The 26,806-nt window shown below is 71.7% G+C and carries 30 protein-coding genes; 23 read left to right on the forward strand and 7 right to left on the reverse strand.

Annotated features, from left to right (window positions below; genetic code table 11):
* Positions 1 to 104 precede the first annotated feature (104 nt).
* From ACIA77_RS15990 to ACIA77_RS16000, 3 genes are all read left to right on the forward strand, one after another.
* Positions 105 to 1,187 (forward strand): sensor histidine kinase, encoded by a 1,083-nt coding sequence (locus ACIA77_RS15990; protein WP_395886607.1) that lies wholly within the window; start codon positions 105 to 107, stop codon positions 1,185 to 1,187.
* Positions 1,180 to 1,842: a response regulator gene (locus ACIA77_RS15995; RefSeq protein ID WP_395886608.1), complete on the forward strand. Its 663-nt coding sequence runs from the start codon at positions 1,180 to 1,182 to the stop codon at positions 1,840 to 1,842. The genes ACIA77_RS15990 and ACIA77_RS15995 overlap by 8 nt, the downstream gene beginning before the upstream one ends.
* A 77-nt stretch (positions 1,843 to 1,919) precedes the next feature.
* Positions 1,920 to 2,279 (forward strand): nuclear transport factor 2 family protein, encoded by a 360-nt coding sequence (locus ACIA77_RS16000; RefSeq protein ID WP_395886609.1) that lies wholly within the window; start codon positions 1,920 to 1,922, stop codon positions 2,277 to 2,279.
* On the opposite strand, the gene ACIA77_RS16005 is transcribed toward ACIA77_RS16000, so the two are convergent.
* Both ACIA77_RS16005 and ACIA77_RS16010 read right to left on the reverse strand, forming a co-directional pair.
* Complete coding sequence (locus ACIA77_RS16005) at positions 2,272 to 2,664, reverse strand: NUDIX domain-containing protein (RefSeq protein WP_395886610.1); 393 nt, start codon at positions 2,662 to 2,664, stop codon at positions 2,272 to 2,274. The two genes, ACIA77_RS16000 and ACIA77_RS16005, sit on opposite strands and share 8 nt — an antisense overlap.
* Positions 2,661 to 3,170: an isochorismatase family protein gene (locus tag ACIA77_RS16010; RefSeq protein WP_395886611.1), complete on the reverse strand. Its 510-nt coding sequence runs from the start codon at positions 3,168 to 3,170 to the stop codon at positions 2,661 to 2,663. The genes ACIA77_RS16005 and ACIA77_RS16010 overlap by 4 nt, the downstream gene beginning before the upstream one ends.
* Before the next feature lie 79 nt (positions 3,171 to 3,249).
* Between ACIA77_RS16010 and ACIA77_RS16015 the strand changes: the two genes are divergently transcribed.
* Positions 3,250 to 3,969, forward strand: a complete 720-nt coding sequence (locus ACIA77_RS16015; protein WP_395886612.1) for an SDR family NAD(P)-dependent oxidoreductase — start codon at positions 3,250 to 3,252, stop codon at positions 3,967 to 3,969.
* Position 3,970: 1 nt separating this feature from the next.
* Here ACIA77_RS16015 and ACIA77_RS16020 read toward each other — a convergent pair whose 3' ends face one another.
* Positions 3,971 to 4,480, reverse strand: a complete 510-nt coding sequence (locus ACIA77_RS16020; protein WP_395886613.1) for a DedA family protein — start codon at positions 4,478 to 4,480, stop codon at positions 3,971 to 3,973.
* Complete coding sequence (locus ACIA77_RS16025; RefSeq protein WP_395886614.1) at positions 4,452 to 5,057, reverse strand: class I SAM-dependent methyltransferase; 606 nt, start codon at positions 5,055 to 5,057, stop codon at positions 4,452 to 4,454. Before ACIA77_RS16025 ends, ACIA77_RS16020 begins: the two co-directional genes overlap by 29 nt.
* Positions 5,058 to 5,203: 146 nt before the next feature.
* Here ACIA77_RS16025 and ACIA77_RS16030 point away from each other — a divergent pair, with 146 nt between their 5' ends.
* Genes ACIA77_RS16030 through ACIA77_RS16040 form a run of 3 tightly spaced genes read left to right on the forward strand, consistent with a single transcriptional unit; the run spans position 5,204 to position 8,194 of the window.
* Positions 5,204 to 6,334, forward strand: a complete 1,131-nt coding sequence (locus ACIA77_RS16030) for a sensor histidine kinase (protein ID WP_395886676.1) — start codon at positions 5,204 to 5,206, stop codon at positions 6,332 to 6,334.
* Complete coding sequence (locus ACIA77_RS16035; RefSeq protein WP_395886615.1) at positions 6,331 to 6,978, forward strand: response regulator; 648 nt, start codon at positions 6,331 to 6,333, stop codon at positions 6,976 to 6,978. The genes ACIA77_RS16030 and ACIA77_RS16035 overlap by 4 nt, the downstream gene beginning before the upstream one ends.
* 37 nt (positions 6,979 to 7,015) lie before the next feature.
* The gene (locus ACIA77_RS16040; RefSeq protein ID WP_395886616.1) at positions 7,016 to 8,194 is read left to right on the forward strand and encodes a PQQ-dependent sugar dehydrogenase; all 1,179 of its coding nucleotides are present in this window, start codon (positions 7,016 to 7,018) and stop codon (positions 8,192 to 8,194) included.
* Here the strand turns inward: ACIA77_RS16040 and ACIA77_RS16045 are convergent.
* Positions 8,181 to 8,933 carry a helix-turn-helix domain-containing protein gene (locus ACIA77_RS16045; RefSeq protein ID WP_395886677.1) on the reverse strand — a complete coding sequence of 251 codons (753 nt, stop codon included), beginning with the start codon at positions 8,931 to 8,933 and terminating at the stop codon, positions 8,181 to 8,183. The genes ACIA77_RS16040 and ACIA77_RS16045 overlap by 14 nt on opposite strands.
* Before the next feature lie 92 nt (positions 8,934 to 9,025).
* Between ACIA77_RS16045 and ACIA77_RS16050 the strand changes: the two genes are divergently transcribed.
* The 7 genes from ACIA77_RS16050 to ACIA77_RS16080 all read left to right on the forward strand — a co-directional run bounded on the left by ACIA77_RS16050 (position 9,026) and on the right by ACIA77_RS16080 (position 17,495).
* Positions 9,026 to 9,925 (forward strand): LLM class flavin-dependent oxidoreductase, encoded by a 900-nt coding sequence (locus ACIA77_RS16050; protein WP_395886617.1) that lies wholly within the window; start codon positions 9,026 to 9,028, stop codon positions 9,923 to 9,925.
* A 255-nt stretch (positions 9,926 to 10,180) separates the two neighbouring features.
* Positions 10,181 to 11,029 (forward strand): heme-binding protein, encoded by an 849-nt coding sequence (locus ACIA77_RS16055; RefSeq protein WP_395886618.1) that lies wholly within the window; start codon positions 10,181 to 10,183, stop codon positions 11,027 to 11,029.
* 180 nt (positions 11,030 to 11,209) lie between these two features.
* A complete protein-coding gene (locus tag ACIA77_RS16060) occupies positions 11,210 to 11,728 on the forward strand; it encodes a hypothetical protein (RefSeq protein ID WP_395886619.1) in 519 nt (172 codons plus the stop codon).
* 97 nt (positions 11,729 to 11,825) lie between these two features.
* Entirely contained in the window at positions 11,826 to 12,725 is a 900-nt protein-coding gene (locus tag ACIA77_RS16065) for an FAD-dependent monooxygenase (RefSeq protein ID WP_395886678.1), read from the forward strand.
* A gap of 24 nt (positions 12,726 to 12,749) precedes the next feature.
* Positions 12,750 to 16,313 (forward strand): transcription-repair coupling factor, encoded by a 3,564-nt coding sequence (gene mfd, locus ACIA77_RS16070; protein WP_395886679.1) that lies wholly within the window; start codon positions 12,750 to 12,752, stop codon positions 16,311 to 16,313.
* Between the two features lie 98 nt (positions 16,314 to 16,411).
* On the forward strand, positions 16,412 to 17,299 hold the full coding sequence (locus ACIA77_RS16075; RefSeq protein ID WP_395886620.1) for a helix-turn-helix domain-containing protein: 888 nt from the start codon (positions 16,412 to 16,414) through the stop codon (positions 17,297 to 17,299).
* A complete protein-coding gene (locus tag ACIA77_RS16080) occupies positions 17,280 to 17,495 on the forward strand; it encodes a DUF397 domain-containing protein (RefSeq protein WP_395886621.1) in 216 nt (71 codons plus the stop codon). Before ACIA77_RS16075 ends, ACIA77_RS16080 begins: the two co-directional genes overlap by 20 nt.
* On the opposite strand, the gene ACIA77_RS16085 is transcribed toward ACIA77_RS16080, so the two are convergent.
* Positions 17,479 to 17,892, reverse strand: coding sequence for a hypothetical protein (locus ACIA77_RS16085; RefSeq protein WP_395886622.1), 414 nt, complete (start codon positions 17,890 to 17,892; stop codon positions 17,479 to 17,481). The two genes, ACIA77_RS16080 and ACIA77_RS16085, sit on opposite strands and share 17 nt — an antisense overlap.
* A gap of 100 nt (positions 17,893 to 17,992) precedes the next feature.
* Here ACIA77_RS16085 and ACIA77_RS16090 point away from each other — a divergent pair, with 100 nt between their 5' ends.
* The 3 genes from ACIA77_RS16090 (at position 17,993) to trpC (ending at position 20,844) form a co-directional block, all read left to right on the forward strand.
* Entirely contained in the window at positions 17,993 to 18,997 is a 1,005-nt protein-coding gene (locus ACIA77_RS16090; RefSeq protein ID WP_395886623.1) for a hypothetical protein, read from the forward strand.
* On the forward strand, positions 18,994 to 19,917 hold the full coding sequence (locus tag ACIA77_RS16095; RefSeq protein WP_395886624.1) for a MazG family protein: 924 nt from the start codon (positions 18,994 to 18,996) through the stop codon (positions 19,915 to 19,917). Before ACIA77_RS16090 ends, ACIA77_RS16095 begins: the two co-directional genes overlap by 4 nt.
* 141 nt (positions 19,918 to 20,058) lie before the next feature.
* Positions 20,059 to 20,844, forward strand: coding sequence for an indole-3-glycerol phosphate synthase TrpC (trpC, locus tag ACIA77_RS16100; RefSeq protein WP_395886680.1), 786 nt, complete (start codon positions 20,059 to 20,061; stop codon positions 20,842 to 20,844).
* 7 nt (positions 20,845 to 20,851) lie between these two features.
* Here the strand turns inward: trpC and ACIA77_RS16105 are convergent, their stop codons facing one another.
* Entirely contained in the window at positions 20,852 to 21,826 is a 975-nt protein-coding gene (locus ACIA77_RS16105; RefSeq protein WP_395886625.1) for a zinc-dependent alcohol dehydrogenase family protein, read from the reverse strand.
* Between the two features lie 49 nt (positions 21,827 to 21,875).
* Here ACIA77_RS16105 and ACIA77_RS16110 point away from each other — a divergent pair, with 49 nt between their 5' ends.
* The 6 genes from ACIA77_RS16110 to ACIA77_RS16135 are packed head-to-tail and all read left to right on the forward strand — an operon-like array spanning position 21,876 to position 26,597.
* On the forward strand, positions 21,876 to 22,508 hold the full coding sequence (locus ACIA77_RS16110) for a TetR/AcrR family transcriptional regulator (RefSeq protein ID WP_395886626.1): 633 nt from the start codon (positions 21,876 to 21,878) through the stop codon (positions 22,506 to 22,508).
* Between the two features lie 60 nt (positions 22,509 to 22,568).
* Positions 22,569 to 23,114: an RNA polymerase sigma factor gene (locus ACIA77_RS16115; RefSeq protein ID WP_395886681.1), complete on the forward strand. Its 546-nt coding sequence runs from the start codon at positions 22,569 to 22,571 to the stop codon at positions 23,112 to 23,114.
* Positions 23,111 to 23,893, forward strand: coding sequence for a zf-HC2 domain-containing protein (locus ACIA77_RS16120; RefSeq protein WP_395886627.1), 783 nt, complete (start codon positions 23,111 to 23,113; stop codon positions 23,891 to 23,893). Before ACIA77_RS16115 ends, ACIA77_RS16120 begins: the two co-directional genes overlap by 4 nt.
* 21 nt (positions 23,894 to 23,914) lie before the next feature.
* On the forward strand, positions 23,915 to 24,718 hold the full coding sequence (locus tag ACIA77_RS16125; RefSeq protein WP_395886682.1) for an ABC transporter ATP-binding protein: 804 nt from the start codon (positions 23,915 to 23,917) through the stop codon (positions 24,716 to 24,718).
* Positions 24,712 to 26,043 (forward strand): hypothetical protein, encoded by a 1,332-nt coding sequence (locus ACIA77_RS16130; protein WP_395886628.1) that lies wholly within the window; start codon positions 24,712 to 24,714, stop codon positions 26,041 to 26,043. The genes ACIA77_RS16125 and ACIA77_RS16130 overlap by 7 nt, the downstream gene beginning before the upstream one ends.
* The gene (locus ACIA77_RS16135; protein ID WP_395886629.1) at positions 26,040 to 26,597 is read left to right on the forward strand and encodes a hypothetical protein; all 558 of its coding nucleotides are present in this window, start codon (positions 26,040 to 26,042) and stop codon (positions 26,595 to 26,597) included. Before ACIA77_RS16130 ends, ACIA77_RS16135 begins: the two co-directional genes overlap by 4 nt.
* Positions 26,598 to 26,806: the final 209 nt, after the last annotated feature.

Here is a 26,806-nt window from a genome sequence, read left to right on the forward strand (position 1 = left end):
CGGCGGATCGGCCGGGGGAGGACAATTCCCCGGCACGGCGTCAGCCCTGGGGCTGACGACCGGAGTCTGACGTGCGGCGCCCGAGTTACGGATACTGTGCCGGGATGACCGAGCACCGTTGGCGCGATCGCGGCACCGATGCGCTGCTCGCCGCGGTGCTGATCGCGGTCGACCTCACCGTCGGCGGCAATCTGCTGCGCGGCGCGGACGGCTGGCGGCTGGGAGCGACGCTCGGCGTGGCGTTCGCGATCGCGGCGGCCGTGCTGGTCCGCCGCCGGTGGCCCGTCGCGGCGCTCGGGTTCGTCCTGGTGATCTCGGTGGGCGCGGTGTTCCTGGGGGTGTTGTGGGATCCGTTCGCGGGTGCGGCTCTCGTGCTCTACACCGTCACGCTCACGCGCGACAACGCGTGGGCCTGCCTCGGCGGATCGGTGGCCGTCGCGGCGGTGGCCGCGTTCGCCGCCGGGTGGTACGCGCTCGGCGTGCCGGTCGTGGTCGCGGGGTGGGCGCTCGGCCGGGCTGTGCGTGGTCACCGGGCACAGGAGGCGCGCGTCGAACGGCAGCGGCAGCACCAGGTCCTCATCGACGAGCGCCTCCGCATCGCCCGCGAACTCCACGACGTGTTCACCCACGGCATGGGCCTGATCGCCGTGAAGGCCGGGGTCGCCAACCACGTCGCGGACTCCCGGCCGGAAGAAGCGCGCGACGCGCTGCGGATCATCGAGGAAACCAGCCGCGAAGCGCTCACCGACGTGCGCCGGCTGCTCGACGTGCTGCGCGACGAAGCCTGCGACCCCGCCCCGCCGGGCCTGACCGGCTTGCCGCGGCTGGCCCGGCGGGCGCACGCCGCCGGCGTCGACGTCGACCTCGCCGTCAGCGCCGGCGAACTCCCGCCGCCGGTCGCGCTGGCCGTCCACCGCATCGTGCAGGAAGCGATCACCAACGTGGTCAAACACGCCGCCCCCGCCCGCTGCCGGGTGACCGTGCGCGCCGGCGAGGGCGTCGTCCGGCTCGAGGTCGCCGACGACGGCACCCGGGCCCGCGGCACCACCCGCGACGGCCACGGCCTCGTCGGCATGGCCGAACGAGCCGCGCTGCACGGGGGCGAGCTCACCGCGGCACCGTTGCCGGGCAAGGGTTTCCGCGTCGAAGCGACGTTGCGGTACACGGTGGAGGCGGCCGGTGCCTGATCCGGTGCGCGTCGTCATCGCCGACGACCAGGCGCTGCTGCGCGGCAGCTTCCGGCTGCTCGTGGACACCGAACCCGACCTGACCGTGGTCGGGGAAGCCGCCACCGGCGCCGAAGCCGTGCGCGTCGCCGACGCCACCCGGCCCGACGTCGTGCTCATGGACGTGCGAATGCCCGAAATGGACGGCATCGAGGCGACCCGGCTGCTCGCCGAACGCGCGCCCGAGGTGCGCGTGCTGATCCTGACGATGTTCGACCTCGACGGGCCCGTCTTCGACGCCCTGCGCGCCGGCGCCACCGGGTTCCTCCTCAAAGACACCCGCCCGGCCGAGCTGTGCGCCGCGATCCGCACCGTCGCCACGGGCGAGGCGCTGCTCGCCCCATCCGTCCTTCGCCGGCTCATCGCCGAATTCGCCCGCACCACCGAGCAACGCCGGCCGCCCGCCCCGGAGCTCGACGTGCTCACCGCACGCGAACGCGAAGTCCTGACCCTGATCGCGCGCGGGCTCTCGAACCCCGAGCTCGCCACCCGGCTGCACCTCTCGCCGGCGACAGTCAAGACGTACATCGGCCGGCTGCTGGCCAAATTGCACGCACGCGACCGCGCACAGCTGGTGATCGTGGCTTACGAATCCGGTCTGGTCACGGTGGCCTAGCTCGTCGCCCGCGGTTTCCGGGCCCTTGTCATCCGGCCCCTTGTCATCCGGCCCCGCGGTGCCTGAAGATCACCACCATGTCCAGCTTCCGAGAAGCCATCGAAGCCCGTGACCTCGACGCCGCCGTGCGGTTGTTGGCCGAGGACGTCGTGTTCAGGAGTCCCGCGGTGCACCGGCCGTACGAAGGGCGGGACAACGTCGAGGCGATCCTGCGGGCCGCGATGGCGACGTTCGAGGATTTCCGTTACGAGCGCGAGTTCACCGACGAGCGCGGCCACGCCGTGGTCTTCACCGCGCGCGTCGGTGATCGCGACGTGGAGGGGTGTGACTTCCTGCGCACCAACGCCGCGGGGGAGATCGACGAGTTCGTGGTCATGGTGCGGCCGTTGAGCGGGCTCACGGCGCTGGCGCAGGCGATGGCGGTGAAGCTCAGCTGAGCACGCCCCGCGCGTGGAGGTCGTCGAAGATCAGTTGCACCACCGCGGATACCCGCCCGCGGTCGGCGTAACCGAGCCAGTCGAACGACGCGATTTCAGCAGCCGCCGCGAGTGAACCGGTGTAGGACGCGGTGTAGCACGTCATCCGCACCGTCGTGCCCGAAGCCTTGCCGTCCGCCTGCGCCTCCCACACCCCGGCCGGTGAGAGCGAAGCCGGGTCCAAGGACACCGACAGCTCCTCCGCGATTTCGCGCACGAGCGCCTCGGTGTCCGTCTCGCCCGGTTCGCGCTTGCCGCCTGGGAGGTACCACGTGGATTTGCCGCGGGAGACGGCCGCGAGGACGCGGCCGTCGACCACGTGCAGCCACGCGATCTTGTCGATCATCCCAGCGCCGCAAGGGTTTCGGCGGTCGTGAGGACCGTGCCGAGGCGCGGGAAGATCTTCGTGGTCGACGATTCGTGCGCGATGTCGGACAAGCCCGTCATGGCGTCCGAAACGGCGACGACGTCGTAGCCGTGGTCCGCGGCCGCGCGCAGCGTCGACTCCACGCCGAACTCCGTGGCGATGCCGCCGAACACGACGGTGCGCACGCCGGCGTCGCGCAGGTGCGCGTGGAGGTCCGTGTTGTAGAAGCCGCCGATCGCGGTCTTGATCACGAGCTTCTCGCCGGCGCGCGGCTTGAGCTCGGGGATCACCGGCGACTCCTCCGAACCCGGCCGCTGCACCTGGATGATCACGATCGGCGTGCCGGAATCGGAAAACGCGTCGCGCAGGCGCACGGCGTTGGCGGCCACCTCGGGGCCGGTGAAGGGCGTCGTCGGCAGTGCGACGATGCGGTCCTGGAAGTCGACGAGCACCAGGGCCGTCGAACCGGGGTCGAACTGGGTCATGATCCGATCCTACGAGCGCGCGCCGCCCCCGCGGTCCCGGTACGGTCTGTGTGCTCGACTGGGGAAAGGACCTTTACCAATGACACGTGAAGTACTCGTCACGGGCGGTGGCACGGGAATCGGTTACGCCATCGCGGCGGCGTTCGCCCGCAGTGGCGACAAAGTGACGATCACCGGCCGGCGCGAGGGCGTGCTCACCGAGGCCGCGGCGCTGCTGGGCGCCCGCGCCGTCGCGTTCGACGCGGCCGACCACGAGGCCGTCGAAGCCGCCTTGCCCGAATTGCCCGGCCGCGTCGACGTGCTGGTCAACAACGCCGGCGGCAACACCGATTTCCTGCGCGGCGACAGCACGGAGCTGGCCACGCTCGCGGCCGCGTGGACCGCGAACTTCCGCGCCAACGTCTTCACCGCCGCCCTCGTCACGGCCGCCTTGCGCGGCCGCATCGCCGACGGCGGCCGCATCGTCACGCTCGGCTCGATCGCCGCCCACACCGGCGCCGGTTCCTACGGCTGGGCCAAAGCCGCGGTGGAAGCGTGGAACGCGGATCTCGCGCGGATCGTCGGCCCGCGCGGCATCACGGCGAACGTCGTGGCGCCCGGCCTGGTCGTCGACACGGAGTTCTTCCACGGCAAGCTCACCGAAGAACGCCGCGAACGCCTGGTGGCCACCACGATGAACAAACGCGAGGGCCGCCCGGAGGACATCGCGGAAGCCGTGACGTTCCTCGCCGGTGCGGCGGCCGGCCACATCACCGGCCAGGTCCTGCACGTCAACGGCGGCGCCTTCACCAGCAGCTGAGTCAGACCGGCGCCACCCACCCCGCCGCCTGGCCGGCGAACAGCTCCACCCCGGCCCACACCACGGCCGCGCAGACGCTGCCCGCCGCGAACCGCCGGTACGGCAACCCCGCCGAACCGGCGATTCGCGGCACCAGCGTCCGCACCCCCGCCAGGCACCGCCCCGCCACCACGGCGGGGACGCCGTACCGCGCCACCACGGCCTCCGCGCGGTCCCAGCGCGCCGGGCCGATCCGCCGTCCCAGCCGCGAAGACCGCACTCGCGGCCCCAGCGCGCGGCCCTCCCAGTACGCCAGCTGATCACCCAGCACCGCGGCGCACACGCACACCACCAGCGCCACCCACCACGTCAGCGTCCCGCGCTGCACCAGGAAGCCCATCATGAGCAAAGTGGACAGTGTCGGCAGCACGATTCCCGGCAGCAGTGCCGTTTCCGCGGCGATGATCAGCCCGCACAAGACGTAGACGACGAGGGCGGGCGCGTCAAGAAGCGGCTGCAGCAGACTGGTCACGCGAAGCCCCGAGGTGGCAGACCGGCAGCGCGGCCCGGTAGACGTGGGCCGGCGGCAGGTTGCGCCAGACCACCCGCGTGCGCTCGACCACGGAGAACCGGCTCCGCAGCAGCCGCGCGAACCGGCGCGCGGGCGGGGTCCACGCGGTGTGCGCGTAGGCGAACGTCGTGAACCGGCCGTGTGAAGACAGCGCGCCGCAGACGGAATCCAGCACGTGCGCCTGCCGTTGAGCCGGCATCGCCGTCCACGGCAGACCGGAGACCACGACGTCACACGGCTCGGCGAGCAGCGAGCCCAGCGTCTCCGCGGAACCCTCCACCACCGAAACCGACGGGAACGCGCGGCGCAGCGAAGCCGCCAGCCGCGGGTTGATCTCGACGGCCGCGAACGCCGCCGACCGCGGCAGGGCCGCCACGATCGACGCCGTGAACACCCCCGTGCCGGGTCCGAGCTCCGCGACGGAGGAGGCGGAGGCCAGCCCGAGATCTCGGGTCATGGCGGTGGCGAGCGAGCCCGAGCTCGCGGCGATCGCGCCCGTGAGCATGGGGTGGCGGAAGAATTCCGTGGTGATCGACATGTCTCCAAAGCTAGGGACGCACCTCGTAGCCGCGGATCAGCCGAACGGCCCGTCGAGATCGTTCCATCGGAGGACCGGCGGCATACCGCGGAACGACGCGGCGGGCGCCCGGCGCGCGTTAGCGTCGAGGCGTGCGACGACTGGTGATGTGGGTGCGCAGGCAGCGCTGGACGCTGGACCTGCCGCTGTACGCCGTCTTCGTGCTGCTCGGCCCGAACATCGCGGCGAAGCAGTCCTGGTCGCTGCAGCTGGTGCCGCTCGTGTTCCTGCTGCCGCTGCTGGTGCGCCGCCGCTTCCCGCGGACCACGGCCGCGCTGATCGTCGCCGGTGTGGTCGCGGTCTACACCGACGAGGTGTGGGCCTACGACCGCGGCCGCAGCGAGCTGGCCCTGGCCGTCGTGCTGTTCACGCTGGTCAAGAAGGGTGACCGGCGCTTCGGCGCCGCCGTCGCGGCGGCCGTGCTGGTACTGGAGTTCGAGTGGGGCTTCACGTGGGGCGTCACCACGCAGAACCCCACCCTGACGATCATCGGCGTGCTGCCGCTGCACGTCGCGGCGTGGGCGCTCGGCGAGTTCTTCCACGCCAAGGAGCAGCTCACCGAAGAGGAACGGCGGCACGCGGACCTCGCCGAATCGGAGCGGCAGGCGCGGGCGCGCGCGGCCGTCGCCGAGGAGCGCACGCGCATCGCCCGCGAGCTGCACGACGTGCTGGCCCACAGCATGAGCGTGATCGTCCTCAACGCCGAAGGCGCGAAGCTCGCGCGCCACCACGATCCCGAGGCTGTGGACCGCACGCTCGACACCATCGGCCGCACCGGTCGCGGCGCGCTGGCCGAGCTGCGCCGCCTGCTGGAGGTCATGCACGCCGGTGACCCCGCGCGCACGCCGCAGCCGACCCTTGACCAGCTGCGGGCACTCGTCGACCAGGCCGGCCGCGATGTCGAGCTCGAAGTGACCGGTGACGTCACCGACCTGCCCGCCGGTGCGGCGCTGCAGGCCTACCGGATCGTGCAGGAAGCGCTCACGAACGTGCTCAAGCACGCGCCCGGCGACGCCACGGCCCGCGTGCGAGTGGAGTTCACCCGCGCCGAAGTGCGCGTCGAAGTGACGAACAGCGGCGGCCGGCAGCCGGTCGCGGCCGGGTTGCCGTCGTCGGGCCGCGGGCTCGCCGGGATGGCGCAGCGCGTGGAGCTCTACCGCGGCAAGCTCGAAACGGGCCCGCTGCCGGACGGCGGGTTCCGCGTGCGGGCGACGCTGCGGACGGGGGAGACCGGATGACGTCGGTGCTGATCTGCGACGACCAGGAGCTGGTGCGCGTCGGGCTGCGCATGATCGTCGACAGCCAGCCGGACCTGGAGGTCGTCGCCGAGGCGGGCGATGGCGCGGCCGCGGTGGAGATCGCCCGCGCGCGGCGGCCCGACCTGGTGCTGATGGACGTGCGCATGCCGGTGCTCGACGGCGTCGCCGCCACCGGGCGGATCTGCGCCGAGCTGCCGGCCGTGCGCGTGCTGGTGATCACCACGTTCGACCTCGACGAGTACGCCTACTCGGCCCTGCGCGCGGGCGCGAGCGGCTTCCTGGTCAAGGACGCGCCGTCGGACGAGATGCTGGTCGCCATCCGCGGTGTCCTGCGCGGCGACGCGATGGTGTCGCCCTCGGTCACGCGGCGGCTGCTCGACCGCTACCTGACCGCGCGCCCGGCCGCGCAGCCGCAGCTGGACACCCTCACCGAACGCGAGAAGGACGTGCTCGGGCTGATCGCGCGCGGCCTGTCGAACGCCGAGATCGCGGGCAAGCTCTTCATCGGCGAGACGACCGTGAAGACGCACGTCGGGCGCGTGCTCGGCAAGCTGCGCCTGCGCGATCGCGTGCACGCGGTGGTGTTCGCCTACGAGTCCGGGTTGGTCCGGCCCGGCGAATGATCCGCGATCGCCGGATTTGTCGGGCATGCTGGACGGTATGCGCAAGCCCGGAGTCGTGCTGCTGGCAGTGGTCGCGGCGGTCGCCGCGGGGTGTTCGGGGGCGGCTTCGTCGTCGCCTCCGCTGACCAGCGCGCCGTCTTCGGCGTCGACGGGCGGGTTCCGCGTCGAGACGGTCGCGGGCGGGCTCGAGCACGGCTGGGACATCGGGTTCCTGCCCGACGGCTCGCTGCTCGTGCCGCAGCGGCCGGGCAAGCTCGCGCTGATCCGCGCCGGCCGCACGTCCGACGTCCGCGCCGATTTCTCCGACGTCCTCGTGCAGGGCGAAGGCGGGCTCATGGGCCTGGTGCTCGCGGCGGACTTCGCGAAGTCGCGCGAATTCACCACGTGCCAGACGCACCAGGAGGGCGACCGGGCCGTCGACGTCCGGCTCGTCACGTGGCGGCTGGCGCCCGACGGCGCGAGCGCCACCAAGGTGCGCAACCTGCTGACCGGCCTGCCCGTGAACCCCAGCGGCCGTCACTCCGGCTGCCGCCCGACGCTCGCCCCGGACGGCGCACTGCTCGTCGGCACGGGCGACACCGCGCGCCCGACCATCGCGCAGGACCGCCACAGCCTCGGCGGCAAGGTGCTGCGCATCAACGCGAAGACCGGGGAACCGTTGCCGGACAACCCGTTCTTCTCCTCCGCGGACCCGAACGAGCGGCGGATCTACACCTACGGCCACCGCAACATCCAGGGCGTCGCCGTCCGCCCCGGCACCGGCCAGGTCCTCACATCCGAACACGGCCCCACCTTCGACGACGAGGTGAACCTCATCCGCCCCGGCGGCAACTACGGCTGGGACCCGTCCAAGGGCGGCACGGATTCCTCGTACGACGAGAGTGTGCCGATGACGGACACGAAGCGGTTCCCGGACGCAGTTCGTCCACTGTGGACTTCGGGGAACATCACGGAAGCCACGTCCGGCGACGCGTTCCTCACCGGCCCGCGGTGGGGGCCGAACGAAGGCGCGCTCGCCGTGGTCGCGTTGAAGGGGCAGAAACTCCTGCTGCTCCACCTCGACGCCGCCGCCCACGTCACGCACGTGACGCTGCCGCCGGAGTTCAACGAGCACTTCGGCCGCCTGCGCGCCGTCCGCTCCGGCCCGGACGGCAGCCTCTACGTGACCACGTCCAACGGCTCGGACGACAAACTGCTGCGCGTCACGCCGGTCTGAGCCGGGCGGCCGTTTCCGCGTCCGCCGGCAGGAAGGTTTCCAGGCTCAGCTCCGCGATCGTCACGTCCACGGCCGTCGTGAAGCGGGTGATGGCGGTGATCAGCCGCAGGTCGCCGAGCGAGGTCTTGAGGTGCAGCGGCACCGCGAAGCCGAGGTGGTCCGCGGGAGGCGGCGACGGTTCCGGCAGGTAGGACGTGAGTTCTTCCAGCAGCTCGCGGTGGCGGGGGTCGGGCAGGCCCTGGCGGGGGCGTTCCAGCACGTGCTGGGCCCAGTCGGCGAAGTTGGCGATGCGCGGGGCCATGCCGCCGGGGTGCAGGGCCATCCGCAGGACGTTCACGGGCGGGCGCAGCAGTTCCGCCGCCACCCCCTCGGTTAACAGGGCGAACGCGTCGTTCGCGGCGACCAGCACGCCGTAGCGGTCGACGATCAGCGCGGGGTAGGGCCGGTGCCCGTCCAGCAGCGCGCGCAGCGACTCGAGCACCGGCGCGAGCGCGGGGTCGTCCAGCGGCGTCTCCGCGTAGCCCGGCGCGAAACCCGCCGTGAGCAGCAGGGCGTTGCGTTCGCGCAGCGGCAGGCCCAGCGCTTCGGCCACGCGCACGACCATCCCGCGGCCGGGCGCCGAACGGCCGCGTTCCAGGAAGCTCACGTGCCGCTGCGTGGTGCCCGCCCGCGTCGCCAGGTCGAGCTGGCTCAGGCGGCGGCGGGTCCGCGCGTCGCGCAGCGCGTCGGGGAACGCCATGTCCATGTCGCCAGGCAAGCAGAAGCCGCGCGGCCGCGCCATTCCCCCCGGGGAATTGCCGCGAGACCCCGGCGCGCCGAATGCTCGTCGGCATGAAATTCGGACTTCTCGTGCCGGCTGGGCTGGCTCAGCTGCGTGACGTCTCCGCGCTCGTGGACCTGGCCCGCGAGGCCGAACGCCTCGGCTTCGACTCGGTGTGGGCGGGCGACTCGCTCGTGCGCGCCCGCGTCGAACCACTGACCCTGCTCACGGCCGTCGCGCAGGCCACCGAACGCGTGACGGTCGGCACCGCCGTGCTGCTGCCCGCGTTCCGGCACCCGGTGCAGGCCGCGCTGACCCTCACGTCCCTCGACCTGATCTCCGGCGGCCGGCTCGTGGTGGGTGTCGGCGCCGGGTTCCCCGGCTTCAGCGAGCCGGAGTTCAACCTGGTGGGCGTGCGGTTCAAGACGCGGTTCTCGCACCTCGACGACGTCGTCCGCCTGTGGCGCGAGCTGTGGACCGGCAGCCCCCGCTCGTTCCACGGGAAGGTGCTGCACTACGACTGGCTGCCGGACGTCCCGCGGCCGGCGCGCGAGGGTGGGCCGCCGATCTGGCTCGCGGGCGCGACGCCGTCGGCGCTGCGGCGCGCGGGCGAGCTGTACGACGGCTGGCTCCCGTACCCACCCGACCCGGCCGACTACGCGCGGGGCCTGGCCGCGATTCGTCCGGTACGCGAGTTCACGCCGGCGCTGTTCGCGACGGTGTACGTGGACGACGACGCGGACCGCGGCCGGGCCGTGCTGGAGGACTACGCGCAAGGTACGTACCAGCGTCCGCTGTCCGTCATCGGTGGCATCCAGACGATGCTGACGGGCCCCGCACCGGTGGTCGCCGCCGGGTTGCGCGCGTACGCCGACGCGGACCACGTGCTCATCCGCATCGGCGCGATCGATCCGTCGGCGGTGGCGGAGCAGCTCCCGCGGGTCGCCGAAGTTGTGTCCCAGCTGACTTGAACCGATCAACACTGCCCATCCGTGTCACCGGCATCAGTCCGACGACACGGAAAGGAAGTGCGGTCATGATCGGCGACCCCGACTGGAACCGGTGAGCACCACGCGGATTCCGGCCCGTTCGGCCATTTCCGGTTGCCCTGGCAGACGCGGACCTTGCCCGAACGAGTGAACCCGTGAACCCGGCTGAGCCGCCGTTCCGTGTCCGCAACGGATCCCCGAACGCGGGATCCGTTGCCACGGAAAGGAAGTTCCGTCATGACCGCTCACGTGTTCCGCGCCGGAGCCCCCGCCGACCTGGCGACGCTGCGCTCCCTGCGCGAGCTGCCCGGCCGGTGGATGGGGCGTGGTTTCAACCTCATCGCCCGCCCCGACAAACACGACAACCAGCCGTTTTTCCTGCAGTTGAGCGCCACGCAGGAGACGCTGGAGTTCGCGCCCATCGGCGCCCCGGTCCCCAACCGCGGCTCCGCCCAGGACGACATCTTCTTCCGCGGCGTGCACTACACGCAGCAGATCAGCGACGCCGTCACGGGCGGTGCCCTGCACTTCGAGACGGGCCAGTGGCTCGACGTGCCGGCCACCACCGCGCCCGCCGCGCCGGAAACCGTGGCCCGCCTCGCCACCATCCCCCACGGCGACGCCCTCCTCGCGCAGGGCCAACCCCTGACCGTCCAGGGCGGCCCCCGCATCGACCCCGCCGACTCGACGCCCATCACCCACAGCACGGGCCAGCCCGTCACCAACGCGCAGTACCTGGCGCCCTTCACGACCACCCCGCTGCCCCCGGGCATCCCCGCGGGCGCCATCGCCAACCCGAACGTCGTCCTCACCGAGGCGATCAAGAACCAGCAGATCACCGAAACCGTCGTCCTGCCACTGTCCACAACGGACGTGATCGGCGGCTCGGCCGGCGGCATCCAGAACATCCCCTTCGTGACCACCAACGCCAACGCGACGAGCATGACGGCGGTGTTCTGGATCGAGAAGGTCTCGGATCCGGTGCTGGGTGAGTTCCTGCAGCTTCAGTACACGCAGACGATCATCCTGAACTTCCTGGACATCGATTGGCCGCACATCAACGTGGGGACGTTGGTGAAGCAGTGACGGGGGCCGGTTGAGCGGACGGCTCGTCTCGCGTCGCACACGAGCCTGCGGGTCTGGCCCGCCGGCACGTGTGCGGCGGGCCCGTCCGGCCTTCGGGTCCGGTGTTGGCGTGCTGGCTCCCGGGGCGGTGGCGGCCAAGAACGTGGACGGGGTAGCGATGGGTGGGTACGGTAGGAACGCGTGAACGAGCTGGTGTGGACCGAGACCGCTGACCTGTTCCTGAGTCACGGGAACTTCGCCGTCAGAGACTTGAGCGCGGACTTGCCATTCCCAAGCCTTGCCTATGCCAATGGTCTCGTGGGGACGGATTTCATCAATGGGGCGGTTGTCCTCACCGGCATCCACACGGGTTCGGTCACCGTGACCGCGCGGGCGCTCGACACCGAGCCGGACTCGGTAGAGCTCGACGGCTGGGACGAAGTCGCCGAGGTGTCGGTGGATTCGGAGTACGGGGAACTGATCGTCTACGGCACCGGGGAACATCTTCCGGATTTCCCCGAACTGGCCCACGCGGGACCCGGCTCCTACCGGGTGCGGGTGCACGCGCGCGGCCGCGACATCGCGCCACATCTCAACGTCTCGGAGCCCGTCGAGGACTACCTGATCTCCGTGTGGCCGGCACCGGAAGCACCCGACGTCGTCTACAAGCAGTCGGACAAGCGCGGACAGGAATACCGGGCTCAGCGGAGGAGACCGTGACGCTCGGCTGCGCAGGCCGTAGCAGCGTCGTTGGCGGGCCGGCTGAACCGGCCACAACCGGGACGGCCGCCAAGCCATCGTCGGCCTCGACCGCCCGCTGAGCCCCGACGGCTGGCACCACACCGCGCACGGCTCCTACACCGCCGGCGGCTGGGGCCCCGGCCGGCACACCCGCATCCACACCGTCGAGTTCACCCCACCCCACGACGACGGACCCGTTACGCAGCAAGAACTCCAAGCCAGCCTGCGACGCACCACCGGCACGGACATCACCGTCACGAAGGTCCACCAAGCCACCCGCTACAGCGACACCACCCGCCAGGCCACCACCTACCGCAAGGGCCACGTCCTCCTCGCCGGCGACGCCGCCCACGTCCACTCACCCGCCGGCGGGCAGGGGCTGAACGTCGGCCTCGGTGACGCCGTGAACCTCGGCTGGAAGCTCGCCCTCGTCGCGACCGGCAATGCGCCCGAAACGCTCCTCGACACCTACACGCGGGAGCGCCATCCCATCGGCGCGTGGGCCCAGCGCTGGAGCATGGCCCAGACCGCCCTCAACCAAGCCCGGGGCCCCCGAGCCGATTCACTCAGAGAAGTCCTCGAAGACCTGCTCGACACCCCCGACGGCGCCACCCACGTCGTCACCAAGATCAGCGGCACTTGGCAGCACTACGGCCGCGAGGGCGATCATCCGCTCGTCGGCCGCCGCGTCCCCGACCTGCCGTTCACCGACGGCACCATCCTCGCGACCCACTTCCGCGAAGGCAGAGCCGTCCTCCTCGACACCCACGCCCGGACGGACGCCGCCCCGTGGCACGACCGCCTCACCGTCGTCCGGAAGACGCCCGCCGCTTTCGCCGACCAGGAACTTGCCGCCTTCATCCGCCCTGATGGGTACGTCGCCTGGGCGTGTGTCGGCGAGATCGACGACGCGGACCTGCGAGCCGCCCTCACCACCTGGCTGGGGCACCCCCGCACCACGACCTCCGGGACGTAGGCTGGACCGGTGACCGACGCTCCACTGTCCGGACTCCTCCACGCCATCCTTCCCGACCCCGCCCTGCGCGGGGTCGTCGAGCGCGCCGGTGCGCCGTTGCTCGAGCTGCAGGGCCCCGTCACCGCGCGCCAGCTGGTCGCCGCCGCCCTGGCGGAGGACGAGAGCCGCAAAGGTGCGGGTAAGCCCGTTCTCGCGGTGACCGCGACGGGGCGCGAAGCCGACGAGCTCACGGCCGCGCTGGAGGCGCTGCTCGGCCGGGGCAGAGTGGTCGACTTCCCCTCGTGGGAGACGCTGCCGCACGAGCGCCTGTCGCCGCGGGCGGACACCGTCGGGCGGCGGCTGGAGGTGCTGCACCGGCTGCACACGGGCGACGACGAGCTCAAGGTCGTCGTCTCGACGGTCCGCAGCCTCATCCAGCCGATGGCCCCCGGCCTGGGTTCGCTGGCTCCCGTCGACCTGGTCGTCGGGGAGGAGCAGAGCTTCGAAGGCCTGCTGGAACGCCTGGTCGAGCTGGCTTACACGCGCGTGGACATGGTCGAGAAGCGCGGCGAGTTCGCCGTGCGCGGCGGCATCCTCGACCTGTTCGGCCCGACGGCCGAGCACCCCGTGCGCGTCGAGTTCTGGGGTGACGAGGTCAGCGAGATCCGCGCGTTCGCGGTCTCCGACCAGCGGTCGCTGCCCGGCGAGATCCAGCGCGTCACCGCGCCGCCGTGCCGGGAGCTGCTGCTCACCGAGAGCGTGAAGGCCAAGGCCGCCGAGCTGGCGGTCACCTACGAAGCCGACGCCCACCTGGCCGAGATGCTCACCAAGCTCGCCGACGGCATCCCCGTCGAGGGCATGGAAGCCCTCATCCCGGTGCTGTGCGAAGGCGAGCTCACCCTGCTCACCGACGCCATGCCGCGCGGCAGCCACGTGCTGCTGGCCGACCCGGAGAAGATCCGCGCCCGCGCCGCCGACCTCGTGCGCACCGGCCAGGAGTTCCTCGAAGCCTCCTGGACCACGGCCGCGGCCGGGGGACAGGCACCCATCGACCTCGGCGCGTCGGCCTACCGCGACCTCGCCGAGGTCGCCGAGCACGCCCAGGACACCAAGCGCCCGTGGTGGACGCTCACGCAGCTCACCACCGAAGACCCCGACGTCTACGTGATCGGCGTCGAAGCCGCCCCCGCCTACCGCGGCGAATTCGACCGCGCGATGACCGACCTGCGCGCCCACGTCGCCTCCGGCGGCACCGGCGTGCTCGTCGTCGCCGGGCACGGCACGGCCAGCCGCGCCGTCGAGCAGCTCACCAGCGCCGAAGTGCCCGCCACGCTGGCCGGCGACGGCCTCGCCGACGTCCCGCCCGCCGGCGTCGTCACGGTCGCCTGCGGCGCCGTCGTCGACGGGTTCGTCTCCCCTGAGCGCGCCCTGGTCGTGCTCTCGGAAGCCGACCTGACGGGCCGCGGCGCCACCGCCGGAACGTCCACAAAGGACCTCAACACCAAGATGCCCTCGCGGCGGCGCAACGCCGTCGACCCGCTCGCCCTCAGGGCGGGCGACTACGTGGTGCACACCCAGCACGGCATCGGCCGGTTCGTCGAGATGGTGCAGCGCACCGTCGCGGGCGCCACGCGCGAGTACCTGCTGCTCGAATACGCCTCCTCCAAGCGCGGCCAGCCCGGCGACCGCCTGTTCGTGCCCACCGACCAGCTCGACGAGATCTCCCGCTACGTCGGCGGCGAGCTGCCCACGCTCAACAAGCTCGGCGGCTCCGACTGGAAGAACACCAAGGCCAAGGCCAAGCGCGCGGTCAAGGAGATCGCCGCCGAGCTCGTGCAGCTCTACGCCGCCCGCCAGGCCGCGCCCGGCCACCCGTTCGGCCCGGACACGCCGTGGCAGGGCGAGCTCGAAGACGCGTTCCCGTTCACCGAGACCAACGACCAGCTCGCCGCCATCGACGAGGTCAAGTCCGACATGGAACGCGGCGTCCCCATGGACCGCGTGATCTGCGGCGACGTCGGCTACGGCAAGACCGAGATCGCCGTGCGCGCGGCGTTCAAGGCGGTGCAGGACGGCAAGCAGGTCGCCGTGCTCGTGCCCACCACGCTGCTCGCGCAGCAGCACCTCAACACGTTCACCGAGCGCATGCAGTCGTTCCCGGTCACCATCAAGGGCCTCTCGCGGTTCACCCACAAAACCGACTCCGACGCGATCATGCAACAGCTCGCCGACGGTGAGGTCGACATCGTCATCGGCACCCACCGCCTGCTGCAGACCGGGATTCGCTACAAGGACCTCGGCCTCGTGATCGTCGACGAGGAACAGCGCTTCGGCGTGGAGCACAAGGAACACATCAAGGCGCTGCGCACCCACGTCGACGTGCTCACCATGTCGGCCACGCCCATCCCGCGCACGCTGGAGATGTCGCTCGCCGGCATCCGCGAGATGTCCACGATCCTCACGCCGCCGGAAGACCGGCACCCGATCCTGACCTACGTCGGCGGCTACGACGACAAGCAGGTCGGCGCCGCCATCCGCCGCGAGCTCCTGCGCGACGGCCAGGTCTTCTACGTTCACAACCGCGTCTCCTCGATCGAGAAGGCCGCGAAGCGCATCCGCGAGCTGGTGCCGGAGGCGCGCGTGGTGACCGCGCACGGCCAGATGAACGAGGACAAGCTCGAGAAGATCATCCAGGGCTTCTGGGAGAACGAGTACGACGTGCTCGTGTGCACCACGATCGTCGAAACCGGCCTCGACATCTCCAACGCCAACACCCTCATCGTCGAACGCGGCGATCTGCTCGGCCTGGCCCAGCTCCACCAGCTGCGCGGCCGCGTCGGCCGGGGCCGCGAACGCGGCTACGCCTACTTCCTCTACCCGCCGGAAGCACCGCTGACGGAAACCGCCCACGACCGGCTCGCGACGATCGCCCAGAACACCGAACTGGGCGCGGGCATGGCCGTCGCCATGAAGGACCTGGAGATCCGCGGCGCGGGCAACATCCTCGGCGCGGAGCAGTCCGGCCACATCGCGGGCGTCGGCTTCGACCTGTACGTGCGGCTCGTCGGCGAAGCCGTCGACGCCTTCCGCCGCCACGCCGGCGCCGAGCCCGCCGAAGAGGAAGAACTCGCCGAAGTCCGCGTGGACCTCCCCGTCGACGCCCACATCCCCCACGACTACGTCGAAGGCGAGCGCCTGCGCCTGGAGGCCTACCGCAAGATCGCCGCGGCGCCCGACACCGCCGGTCTGGAGGCCGTGCGCGAAGAACTCGTCGACCGCTACGGCGAACCGCCCTCACCCGTCAACCGCCTGCTCAGCGTCGCGGCGTTCCGCCACACCTGCCGCGCGGCGGGCGTCACGGAGGTCGCGGTGCAGGGCAACACCATCCGGTTCGCGCCGCTGCCGCTGGCCGATTCGCAGCTGGTGCGGCTGAAGCGCTTGTACCCCAAGGCGTTGTACAAGGCCGTGACCAACACCGTGTCCGTGCCCAAGCCGACGGAAGGCCCGGCCGGCGGCCGCATGGGCGCCCCGACGCTGCGCGACCAGGAACTGCTCGACTGGTGCACGCGCCTGCTCGCCCAGCTCACGAAAACGCCCGCCGCCGCGTGATCCGGCGCGGCGTACCCGGCTGGTGACACCGCGCCTCTTCGGGCGAACCACCAGCGCGAACGGTGGAGCGGAAGCGGTTTCGGCCGTACTCTCCGCTCATGCTTGATCGCCCGACGACCGTGCGCAGTCGCCAGCTGGGTGCCCGCCTCCGCGAGCTGATGGCCGAGCACCGCTGGGGAGTGCGGGAGATGGCGCGGCGCCTGGACTGGCCGCCCACCCGCATCTCCAACATGTTCAACGGACGCCGCGGCGGCAAGTACCTCGACGTCGTCCAGATGCTCACGGTCATGGGCGTAGTCGGCGACGAGGCCGCCGAGGTCTACGCCCTGTGCGAAGACCTCGACGAGCCCGGCCTGCTGGAGACCTACCCGAACCTGCCGGCACAGGTGAAAACGTTGGTGTGGCACGAAGAACGCGCCACCGCGATCTCCGCCTACCAGGGCACGATCGTGCCGGGCTTGCTGCAAACCTCGGACTATGCCCGAGCGCTGATCAACGAAACCGGAAACGTTCCACTGCAAGATGATGTTGACGAGCGAGTGTTTGCTCGAATGTCACGGCAGGTCATCCTGTCGAAGCGCCCGCTGGTGACCTTCGAGTTCTTTATCCATGAGTTCGTGGTGCGGCTGCCAGTCGGGCAAGGGGACAAAGCGGTGATGTCCGGCCAGCTGCACCAGCTGCTGCAGCTATCGGTGCGACCGAACATCTCGATCCGGATCGTGCCGATGGCGGCTGGTGGCCATCCCGGAGTGTCAGGCCACTTTCAGCTGATCAACTCTGACAAGTTCCAGCCCGTCGCATACATCGACAGTGAGATCACATCGCTATTTCTTGAGAAGGCAGAGGAGATCGAGGTCTACCAAGGTGTTCTCGAACGTCTTGGTGCGCTTGCGCTCGGTGAGGCAGAATCGAGGGAGCTTGTCGCCAGATTGGCGACAGACCTCTACTCACCTGGAGCGCGGCGGGATGTCCCTCGAATGGCGTAAGAGCAGCTACAGCTCGAACGGCGGCGATTGCGTCGAGGTCGGCTGGCACAAGAGCAGCTACAGCCCGAACGGTGATGACTGCGTTGAGGTTGCGACTGGTTCTGAGGTGCTGGTCCGGGACACGAAAGACCGCGAGGCCGGTCACCTCACCGTCCCCGCGGTCGCTTGGCGTGAGCTGCTCAGCCGGGTGAGCTGAGCTGGAACATGGGCGGCTCGCCTGTCGCCAGCTGCAAACGGACTTCCTCTTTCGGCGTAGGCAGCGCCCCCGCGCCCGCCATGGGCAGGGGCCGCGGGTGGCGGGGCTCGCGGGAGCCCGTGCCGCCGCCGCGGCCGTTGTAGACGAGCAGGCCGCGGTCGGGGTCGGGGACGGCGTCGAGCGCGGCCGTCACGGCGGGCAGGTGCTTGAAGCGGTCGCGTTGCCGCTCGTCGGCGAACTCGATCTCGAGCGTGACGCCCCAGCGGTGCACGTGCCACGTCCACTGTTCGGCGCCGTGGGTGAGGGCGGCCTCGGTGAGGTTGTCGCCGTGCGCGCGTTGCCAGCTGTGCGCGGAAAACTCCCCGTCGAGGACCTCGATCGACAACCAAGAGTCCATTTGTCGACAATAGGCCGTCGTGGACCACGATGGTGTTGCGTTTCGGGGACGGGCGTGTGAGAGGGTATGGCCTGTGATGCGGATCATGGGGCGCCCTAGCGTGGGAAAGCGGACTAGCGCGCTGGTAACCGTCGTTTCCGGTGCACTCCTGCTCGCCGGGTGCGGCGCCGGGCCCAGCCAGGTGACCACCGCGGCGGTCATCGACGGTCAGGTCACCACCATCGACCAGGTGCAGAACCTGATCGACAAGACCGTGCGCGAGCAGCCGTACGCGCAGCAGCTCGCCGCGCAGCACAAGCTCGACCTCGTGGGCCGGGAGATCGTGCGCCAGGAAGTGCTGCACGCCGTCGTGCAGAAGGCCGCGCAGAAGGAAGGCCTCACCGCCGACCCGGCCACCATCTCCGCCGCGCTGGCCCAGGGCGACCCGCTCGCCGGGCCGATGCCCGAGGACCTCGCGCAGGACCAGCCCGCGGCCGTGACGCAGCTCGTGCAGCGCGCGCGTGACCACCGCGAGGCGCTCACCGACGCGTACCTGGAGCAGCAGCTCACGGCGAAGTACCTGCCGAAGCTCGCGGTCAGCGTCGACTACACCGAAATCGGTGCCGCGACCACCGACGCCGAAACCCCGGCTCCGGACGCGGCGGCTGCTCGGGCCGAGGCCTTCCAGAAGGTGCACGCCTACGCCGCGGACCCGAGCGCCATCCAGGCAGACCTGGCGAAGGGCGCCCAGGGCAACATCGGCGAACCCCTGACGGCGCTCTCGGCTCCGGCCACCGCCACGACGCCGCTGTTCGGCGTGCCGGCGAACACCGCGTTCACGTTCCAGCTGAACCCGACGACCGACCCCGCCTCGTGGATCGTCGGCATCGTGCGGCAGCGCTCCGACGACAAGCCGGTGCCCACGGACCAGGCCCGGCAGCCGACACCCCAGCAGATCAGCGACATCGGGGTGCGGATGCTGCAGCCGTACGTCGGCGACGTCGACTACAAGATCAACCCGCGCTACGGCGTGTGGGACCCGGTGGGCATGGACCTCGCGGCCAACGCGAACAGCCTGCAGGGTGTCGTGCTGCCGGTCCGGGGTCCGTCGCCGGCCCAGCCGTGACCGGTTCCGTGGTGGTGGTCGCCCGCGGGGCGACCGTCCCGGCCGCGGCGGTCGGGCTGTTGCGCAGCTCGGCGGTGTACGCGGCTTCGGACCTCGACGCGTCGGCGTTTGGGGTGCCGCCCGTGACGGAAGCGCCGGTGGGGCGCGACTTCGTGCTCATCGTCGGCTCCGTGCGGGAACCGACGGCGGCGGCGTTGATCGCCGCGGGGGCGTCCGTGGTGGCGGCGCCGGTGCCGCCGTTGCTGGAAGCGGCCGAGGTCATGGACACGCTGCGCTCGCCCGGCGGCTGCCCGTGGGACGCGGTGCAGACGCACGAATCGTTGCGCCAGTACCTCGTCGAGGAGACCTATGAGCTGCTCGACGCCATCGAGGAGAACGACCGCGAAGCGCTGCGCGAAGAGCTCGGCGACGTGCTGCTGCAGGTGCTCTTCCACGCGCGCGTCGCGGCTGAGGACGTGGTGGACCCGTTCACGATCGACGACGTCGCTCGCGCGCTGGTGGCCAAGCTCGTCGGCCGGCACCCGTACATCTTCGCGGACGCCGAGCGCGTGGCGACGGCCGAGCGCCAGGAACTCAACTGGGAAGAGCTGAAACAGGCCGAAAAGCAACGCCGATCCATTGTGGACGGTGTGGCGCTCGGCCAGCCGGCGGTCGCGCTGGCGGGCAAGCTCGGCCAGCGCAGCGGGCGCGCGGGCATTCCGCTGGACCTGTTCCCGGCCGGTTCGGCCGCGGCGGCGCAGCTGTTCCGCGTGGCGGCCACGGCGCGGCGCGCGGGGATCGACCCGGAGGGTGAGCTGCGGGCGGTCGCGAAGAAGTTCGCGGCCGACATCCGCGAGGCGGAGCGGGCGGCGCGCGACGCCGGCGTGGAGCCTTCGACGCTCGAGGCCGACGGGTGGCGCAAGTTCTGGCCGGCCGGCTGAGCCGTTCGGCGGAGCCCGACGGACACTGTGCGTGCCCTCGGTGGCGCGGCACGCGGTGATCGGGCTTACTCCCGCGTGCGTTCGCGGTGATCGCGGCCGAGGATGGTGGTGTTCCCGGTCGGAAGGAGGCGCGTCGTGGGTCTGGGTGTGCTGAAGGGCATCCTCGAGGGTGTCGTCGAGGATCTGGCGGAGCGCAAGAGCGCGACCCCGCTGGCCGAACTGCAGGCCCGCGTGCGTGACGCGGCGCCGGCGCGGGACCCGCTGCCCGCGTTCCGCGCGCCCGGCGTGTCGATCATCGCCGAGGTGAAGCGCAAGAGCCCGAGCAAGGGCGAGCTGGCCGACATCGCGGACCCCGCGTCGCTGGCGGCCCAGTACGAGCAGGGCGGCGCGGCGGCGATCAGCGTGCTGACGGAGAAGCGCCGCTTCGGCGGCTCGCTCGCCGATCTGGACGCGGTGCGTTCGCGAGTCGACGTTTCCGTGCTGCGCAAGGACTTCATCGTCGACCCGTACCAGCTGTGGGAGGCGCGGGCGCACGGGGCCGACCTGGCGCTGCTGATGGTGGTGTCGCTGGAGGGTTCGCTGCTGACGGATCTGCACGGCCTGGCCGTCGAGCTGGGGCTGACACCGCTGGTCGAATCGCACACCGCCGAGGAGCTGGACCGGGCGGTCGCTTCCGGCGCGCAGGTGCTGGGCATCAACGCCCGCGACCTGACGACGCTGGAAGTCGACCGCACCGTCTTCAAGGAGCTGGCCCCGCAGATCCCGGCCGACCGCGTGCGCGTGGCGGAGTCCGGGGTGGCGGGCCCGGGTGACGTCGCGGAGTACCGCAGCTGGGGCGCCGACGTCGTGCTGGTCGGCGAGGCCCTCGTGCGGGCAGGCGACCCGGCGACGTCGGTCCGCGACTTCATCGCGGCGGCCGGCGCCTGACCCCTGCTCAGGGGGTGAGGACGATCCGCCCGAACACCTCACCGTCGTCCATCTTCCGGTGGGCTTCGGCGGCCTGGTCGAGCTTGAGGACCTCGTGGACCACGGACACGAGCTCGCCTCGCGCGGCGGCTTCCAACGTCTCCTGACGGTTGCGGTGCAGCTGCTCGGGCGCCACGGTGTCCGCGCTGAAGCTGGCGAACGACAGTGACTCCCGGAAGTGGCGCAGCAGCACCGACCCGAAGTCCGCGGGCGGCATGCCGCCGACGACGCCGAGCACGACGTGGCGCCCGTTGGGCTTGAGCTTGCCGAGGAAATCGCCGAGGTCGGGGCCGGCGATGAGGTCGAGGGTGACGTCGAAGCGGTGGTCGGCGTCGTGGCTCGCGCCGAGTTCGCGGGTGGCCTCGCGGTTGAGGACCAGCGTCGCGCCGAGTTCGCTGAGGCGCTTGCCCCGGGCTTCGCTCGACGTGGTCACCGCGATCGTGCTCGCGCCGCGTTGCTTCGCGAGCTGGATCGCGGCGAGACCGATGCTGCCCGCCGCGCCGCGGACGAGGAGCGACTCACCGGGCTGGAAGTGGGCGTGTTCGAGGCCGAAGTGCGCGACGGGGGCCGAGCTGCCGAGCGTCACGGCGTCCTCGGCCGCCAAGCCGTCGGGGAGCGGGAGCGTGTCGGAGTCCTTGGCCACCGCGTGCTCCGCGTAACCGCCGCCGACGCCGGTGAACGCCCAGACGCGCCGGCCCAGCCGGCTGGGGTCGACGCCGTCGCCGAGGGCGGTGACCACGCCGGCGACCTCGCTGCCGGGGACGTGGCCCGGCGTGAAGCCGTAGCTGCCGAGTGTGCCGCGGCGGATGACGGCGTCGACGCCGCCGACGCCGATCGCCTCCGTCCGGATCAGCACCTCGCCGGCGGCGGGGGCCGGCTGCTCGACGTCGACGACGACCAGCCCGCTCGCCGGGCCGAATTCCTTGATCTGCACTGCCTTCATGCGGCCGAAGTTAACGGACGGGGGCGTCCGTTTCGCCTAAAGTGAGAGCGTGGCTGATCAGTTGACTCAGACGTCGCCGCTGCGCTCCGACGTGCGCGACAACCGCGACCGCATCCTGACCGCCGCGCGCGAGGTGTTCGCGGCGGAGGGCCTCGACGTGCCGTTGCGCGAGGTCGCCCGCCGCGCCGGCGTCGGGCCCGCGACGCTCTACCGGCACTTCCCGACGAAGGAAGCCCTGGCCGGCGAGGCCTTCGCCGACCAGCTGAACGTGTGCCACGAGATCGTCGCCGAAGGGCTCGCCGCGGCCGATCCGTGGCGGGGTTTCCGCCTGGTCATCGAAAAGCTCTTCGACGTGCACGCGCGCGACCGCGGCTTCACCGCGGCCTTCCTTTCGAAGTTCCCGCGCGCCGTCGACTTCGACACCGCACGCGACACCGCGATCGCCGGCCTGGCCGAGCTGGCCCGCCGGGCGAAGGCGACGGGCCGGCTGCGGGCCGATTTCGTCGTCGACGACCTGCTCCTCGTCATCATGGCCAACGGCGGCATCCACGCCGCCTCGCCCGCCGCCCGCGTGGCCGCGTCCCGGCGCTTCGCCGCGCTGGCCATCCAGGCGTTCAGCACGACGCCGTCGCCCGATCCGCTGCCGCCCGGCGGCCGGCTGGTCCTCCACGTCGGGCGCTGACTGTGACGCAGCACACAGTCGAGTGAGAACCGTGGGACCGTTCGCGGCGTCTTGCCCATCGTGAAGCACCCGGAACCCGACGAGGAGCACCTCCTGCGCCGCACCGCGCGGGGCGATCGGGCGGCGTTCGAGCAGTTCTACCGCCGCACGGCGCCGTGGCTGGTGGTGCGGCTGAGGCGGCGCTGCACCGACGAGCAGGTCGTCGCGGAGGTCATGCAGGAGACGTACCTCGCCGTGTGGCGCGCGGCCGGGTCGTTCGCAGGGGCGGCGGCCGGTGGCTCGGCCGTCGGCTGGGTGTGGACGATCGCGGCAAGGCGGCTGGTCGACGCGTTCCGGCGGCGGGCGCACCACGCGCAGCCGCCGGTCGTCACGCGAGCCGATGTGGTCGCACCGGCTGCCGAGGACATCGCGTTGGCGGCCGGCGTCGGCGACGACGTGGGCGATGCGTTGCGAACGCTCGCTCCCGAGCTGCGGCAGGTGCTGCAGGCGATGGTGCTCGACGGGCTGTCCGTCCGCGAAACCGCCGTGCTGCTCGGGCTGCCGGAAGGAACTGTGAAAACGCGGGCGCGCCGGGCGCGGATCGCCATGCGGGAGGCACTGTCGTGAACCACGTCTCGGACCGGTTGCTCACCGGCTACGCCACCGGACAGGACCTGCCGGGTGACCGGGTGTGGGCGACCGAAGCCCACCTGGAGAACTGCGCCGTGTGCCGGAGCCGGCTGGCCGCGTTGACCACATCGGACGGTCTCCTCGAGACCGTGTGGAGTGAGCTCCAGCCCGGCCTGGCTGCGCAGCCGCAGCCGGAACCCGGCCGGCTCAAGGCGTTCGCCCGCAGCTGGGTGACGCCGGTGATGTTGCCGTGGCTGCTGATGCTGCTGCTCGTCGGCGTCGTCGGGGTGGTGTTCGAGCACAGCTTCTCCGGTCGTTTGTCGTTCGTGCAGGTGATTTCGCCGGTGCTGCCGGTGCTGGGGGTGGCGGCGTCGTGGGCGCGCGGCATCGACCCGGCGTACGAGGTGGTCGCCGCGAGCCCGCGCGCCGGTCTGGACCTGGTGCTGCGCCGGACGACGGCGGTGCTCGTGGTGGTGTTGCCCGTGCTGCTCGTGGCGGGCTGGCTCACCGGCGCGAACCTGGGGTTGGCGTTGCTGCCGAGCCTCGCGTTCACCACGGGGACGCTCGCGCTGGGCGCGCTCATCGGGGTCACGCGGGCGGCCGGGGTGCTGGTCGTCGCGTGGCTGGGCGTGCTGGTGGTGCCGTCGCTCGCCAGGGGTTCTTCGTTCGCGCTGCAACCGGGGGCGCTGCCGGTGTGGGGTGGGATCTTCGCGCTGACGGCCGTGGTCGTGGTGCTCCGCAGGAGTGCTTTCACCCGGCTCAACGCGCACCGCTGAGGGAAGAAGGGGATGATGGACGTGCGGTCAGTCGAAGCCGCGGAGGTCGCTCCGTCGGCCTATGCCTGGGAAATCCAGGCCGAAGGAGTGAAAGTCCGGGTCGGGCGGCGGAAAATGGCCGTCGACGGGCTCGATCTCACGCTGGGGACGGGAGTCCACGGCCTGCTGGGCCCGAACGGGGCCGGCAAGACCACGCTGATCCGGGCACTGGCGACGGTGCTCCGGCCGGCGGACGGCAGGTTGGCGCTGCTCGGTGAGTCGGTCGGGGGACACATCGATCAGCGCCGCCTGCGCCGGCGCATCGGCTACCTGCCGCAGAACTTCGGCTACTACAAGCGGTTCACGGTGCGTGAGTTCGTCGAGTACATGGCGTGGCTGAAGGAGATGTCCAAACAGGACGTTCCCGCGGCCGTGCAGCGCGCGATCGAACGCGTCGGACTCGCCGACCGCGCCGACGATCGGCTGAAAACGCTCTCCGGCGGCATGGTCCGCCGCGTGGGCATCGCGCAGGCCATCGTGAACGACCCGCAGATCCTGCTGCTCGACGAGCCCACCGCGGGCCTCGACCCGGCGCAGCGCGTGCGCTTCCGCGAGCTGATGGTGGAACTGGGGCAGGACTCGTGCGTCGTCGTGTCGACGCACCTGGTGGAGGACGTGGCGACGGCGTGCAGCGACGTGGTGCTGTTCGCCGAGGGCAAGCTCGTGTTCCAGGGCACGCCGGGGGAACTGGCCGCCGCGGGCACCCCCGAGCACATCGGCGACAGCCCGATCGAGCGCGGCTACTCCGCGCTGCTGAACCACGAGCCGGGGAGGGGTGCGTGGTGAGCGTGCTGCGCACCGAACTGCGGCGCACGGTCGCGCCGTGGCTGGTGTTCCTCTTGCTGGCCGTGGGTCTCGGGTACTTCTTCCTGTTCTCCGGGCCGTGGTGGAAGGACGCCCAGGCGTGGGATCTGCAGTGGACCCCGTCGGTCCTGTGGTCGCGCTACGCCCTTTCCCTGCTGTGGCCCATCATCGTGGCCGCCGCGGCGATCCAGGGCATGCGCGACCGCCGGTCCGGGATGGACGAGCTCCTGTCGACGACCCCGCGTCCCGTCGCGCACCGCACGGCGCAGGCCGGGCTCGCGATCGGGGTGGCCGCTGTGGCCGGCTTCCTCGTGCTCGTCGTGGTCGGCCTGGTCCAGGTCATCGTCCACGATGGACCGTTCGGCTTTGCGTGGGTGCTGCCGCTGCTGGCCGGGATCGTGTCGGTGCTCGCCGGGGTGGCGGTGGGCCTCGCCGTCGGCCGCCTGCTGCCCCACCCGCTGACCGCGCCGGCCGCCGGCGTGGCGGCGCTCGTGGTGACCGTGGTGCTGCAGATGGCGGGTGTCGGCGGGAGCGCTGTGCAGGAGCGGCTGCCGAACTGGCTGGCGTTGCTCTCACCGGCGGCCGCGCAGCCGCGCAGTGCGTACGTGGTCCCGGCCGTTTCGGTTTCGGTGGGGCAGCTGTGCTGGTTCCTGGGCCTGGCGGCCACGGGGTTCCTGGTTCTCGCCGTGCGCCGCTGGTTCGCGATGCTCCCGGCCGTGGTGGGGGTGGCCGTCGCGGTCGCGCTCTTCCCCGCTTCGGCGGAAGGCAACACCACTCCCGACGCCGAGGCAGCCGCCCTCGTCTGCGACGGGCCGGTGTGCGTCACGCGCCTGCACGCGGGGTGGCTGTCCACTGTGGCCGGTCCGGGTGCAGCCGCGCTGGCGAAGCTCGCCAAGCTGCCGTCCGCTCCTTCGCGGATCGTCGAGACGACGGAATCCCTGTACGCCACCCACCCGGGCGCCGCTGATCCCGCCACGCTCCAGGTCCGGCGTGACAGCTCCGCGCTGACCGGGCTCTCCGGTGCGGACCTCGAGTTCGAGCTCCTCGCGGCCGGCCCGTCCTGCTCCGGCCTGGCCGGTGAACTGGCGGCGCGGTACGTCGTCGCGTCCTGGCTCCTCGGTGACCTGCGTCCGCTGCCGCACGCGAACACGCTCGGCGACGTGACCCCGCGCTTGGTGCGTGACGCGTGGACGAAGTTGCGGGCGCTGCCTGCGGACGAGCAGCTCGCCCGCGTCGCCGCCGCGCGCCAGGCGCAGCAGTCGTGCACCGGCGACCCGTACGCGGCGCTCACGGGGGCGTCGCGATGAGATGGCTGACGCTCTACACCCGCTCCCGGGCGCTCGGCCCGTCGTTGGCCGCGCTGGTCTTGTGCACGGCGCTGGTCCGGGTGGCCGCCGGGGGTGATTGGTCGGTGCTGTTCGCGTCGCTTTCCCTCGCCGCGGCCGTGTCGGTCGCCGCCGTCGGACTGTCCGGCCAGGACGTCGACCTCGACCGCACGGCCGCCTTCGGCTGGCTGCCGCGCCGGCTCGCGCACGTGCTGCTGGTCGGCGTCCTCGCGGCGCTCGTGCTGTTGGCCGTGCAAGGCTCCCTCGCCGTCCCCACCAGCGTGGTCGTGCGCGACGCCCTCGGCCTCACCGGACTGGCCGGCCTCGCCGCCACTCTCTTCGGCGGCCAGTTCGGCTGGACGCTCCCTCTACTGTGGACCGTCGTCGCCCTGTTCACCCCGCCGGACCCGCCGGCGCTGCGCCGCGTGGTGGCGTGGCCGTTGCAACCCGCGGACACCGCGGTGACCTGGTGGGTGGCGGGGGTGGTGTTCGTGGTGGGCGTGGGGGCGTATTCGGCGCGGGGTGCCCGCCGTTAGTCCCGGCGGTGGCGCGTCCGTTGCCGACGACGCGGACGCCTGCTCAGGACGACCGACAACCAGAATGTGCAGCTGAGCACGGTGTGACTGGCTCTGCAGATCCATGACGTCCCGCGCGTTCGCGCCGGCGCGAACGCGCGGGAAGAGGCCGCCCATGCAGCAGCCGATTTTCGCCCTCTGGCTCGGGTGATCACCCAGACTGCGACGGC

The sequence above is a fragment of the Amycolatopsis sp. NPDC051903 genome, assembly GCF_044452505.1.
Lineage (GTDB): Bacteria > Actinomycetota > Actinomycetes > Mycobacteriales > Pseudonocardiaceae > Amycolatopsis.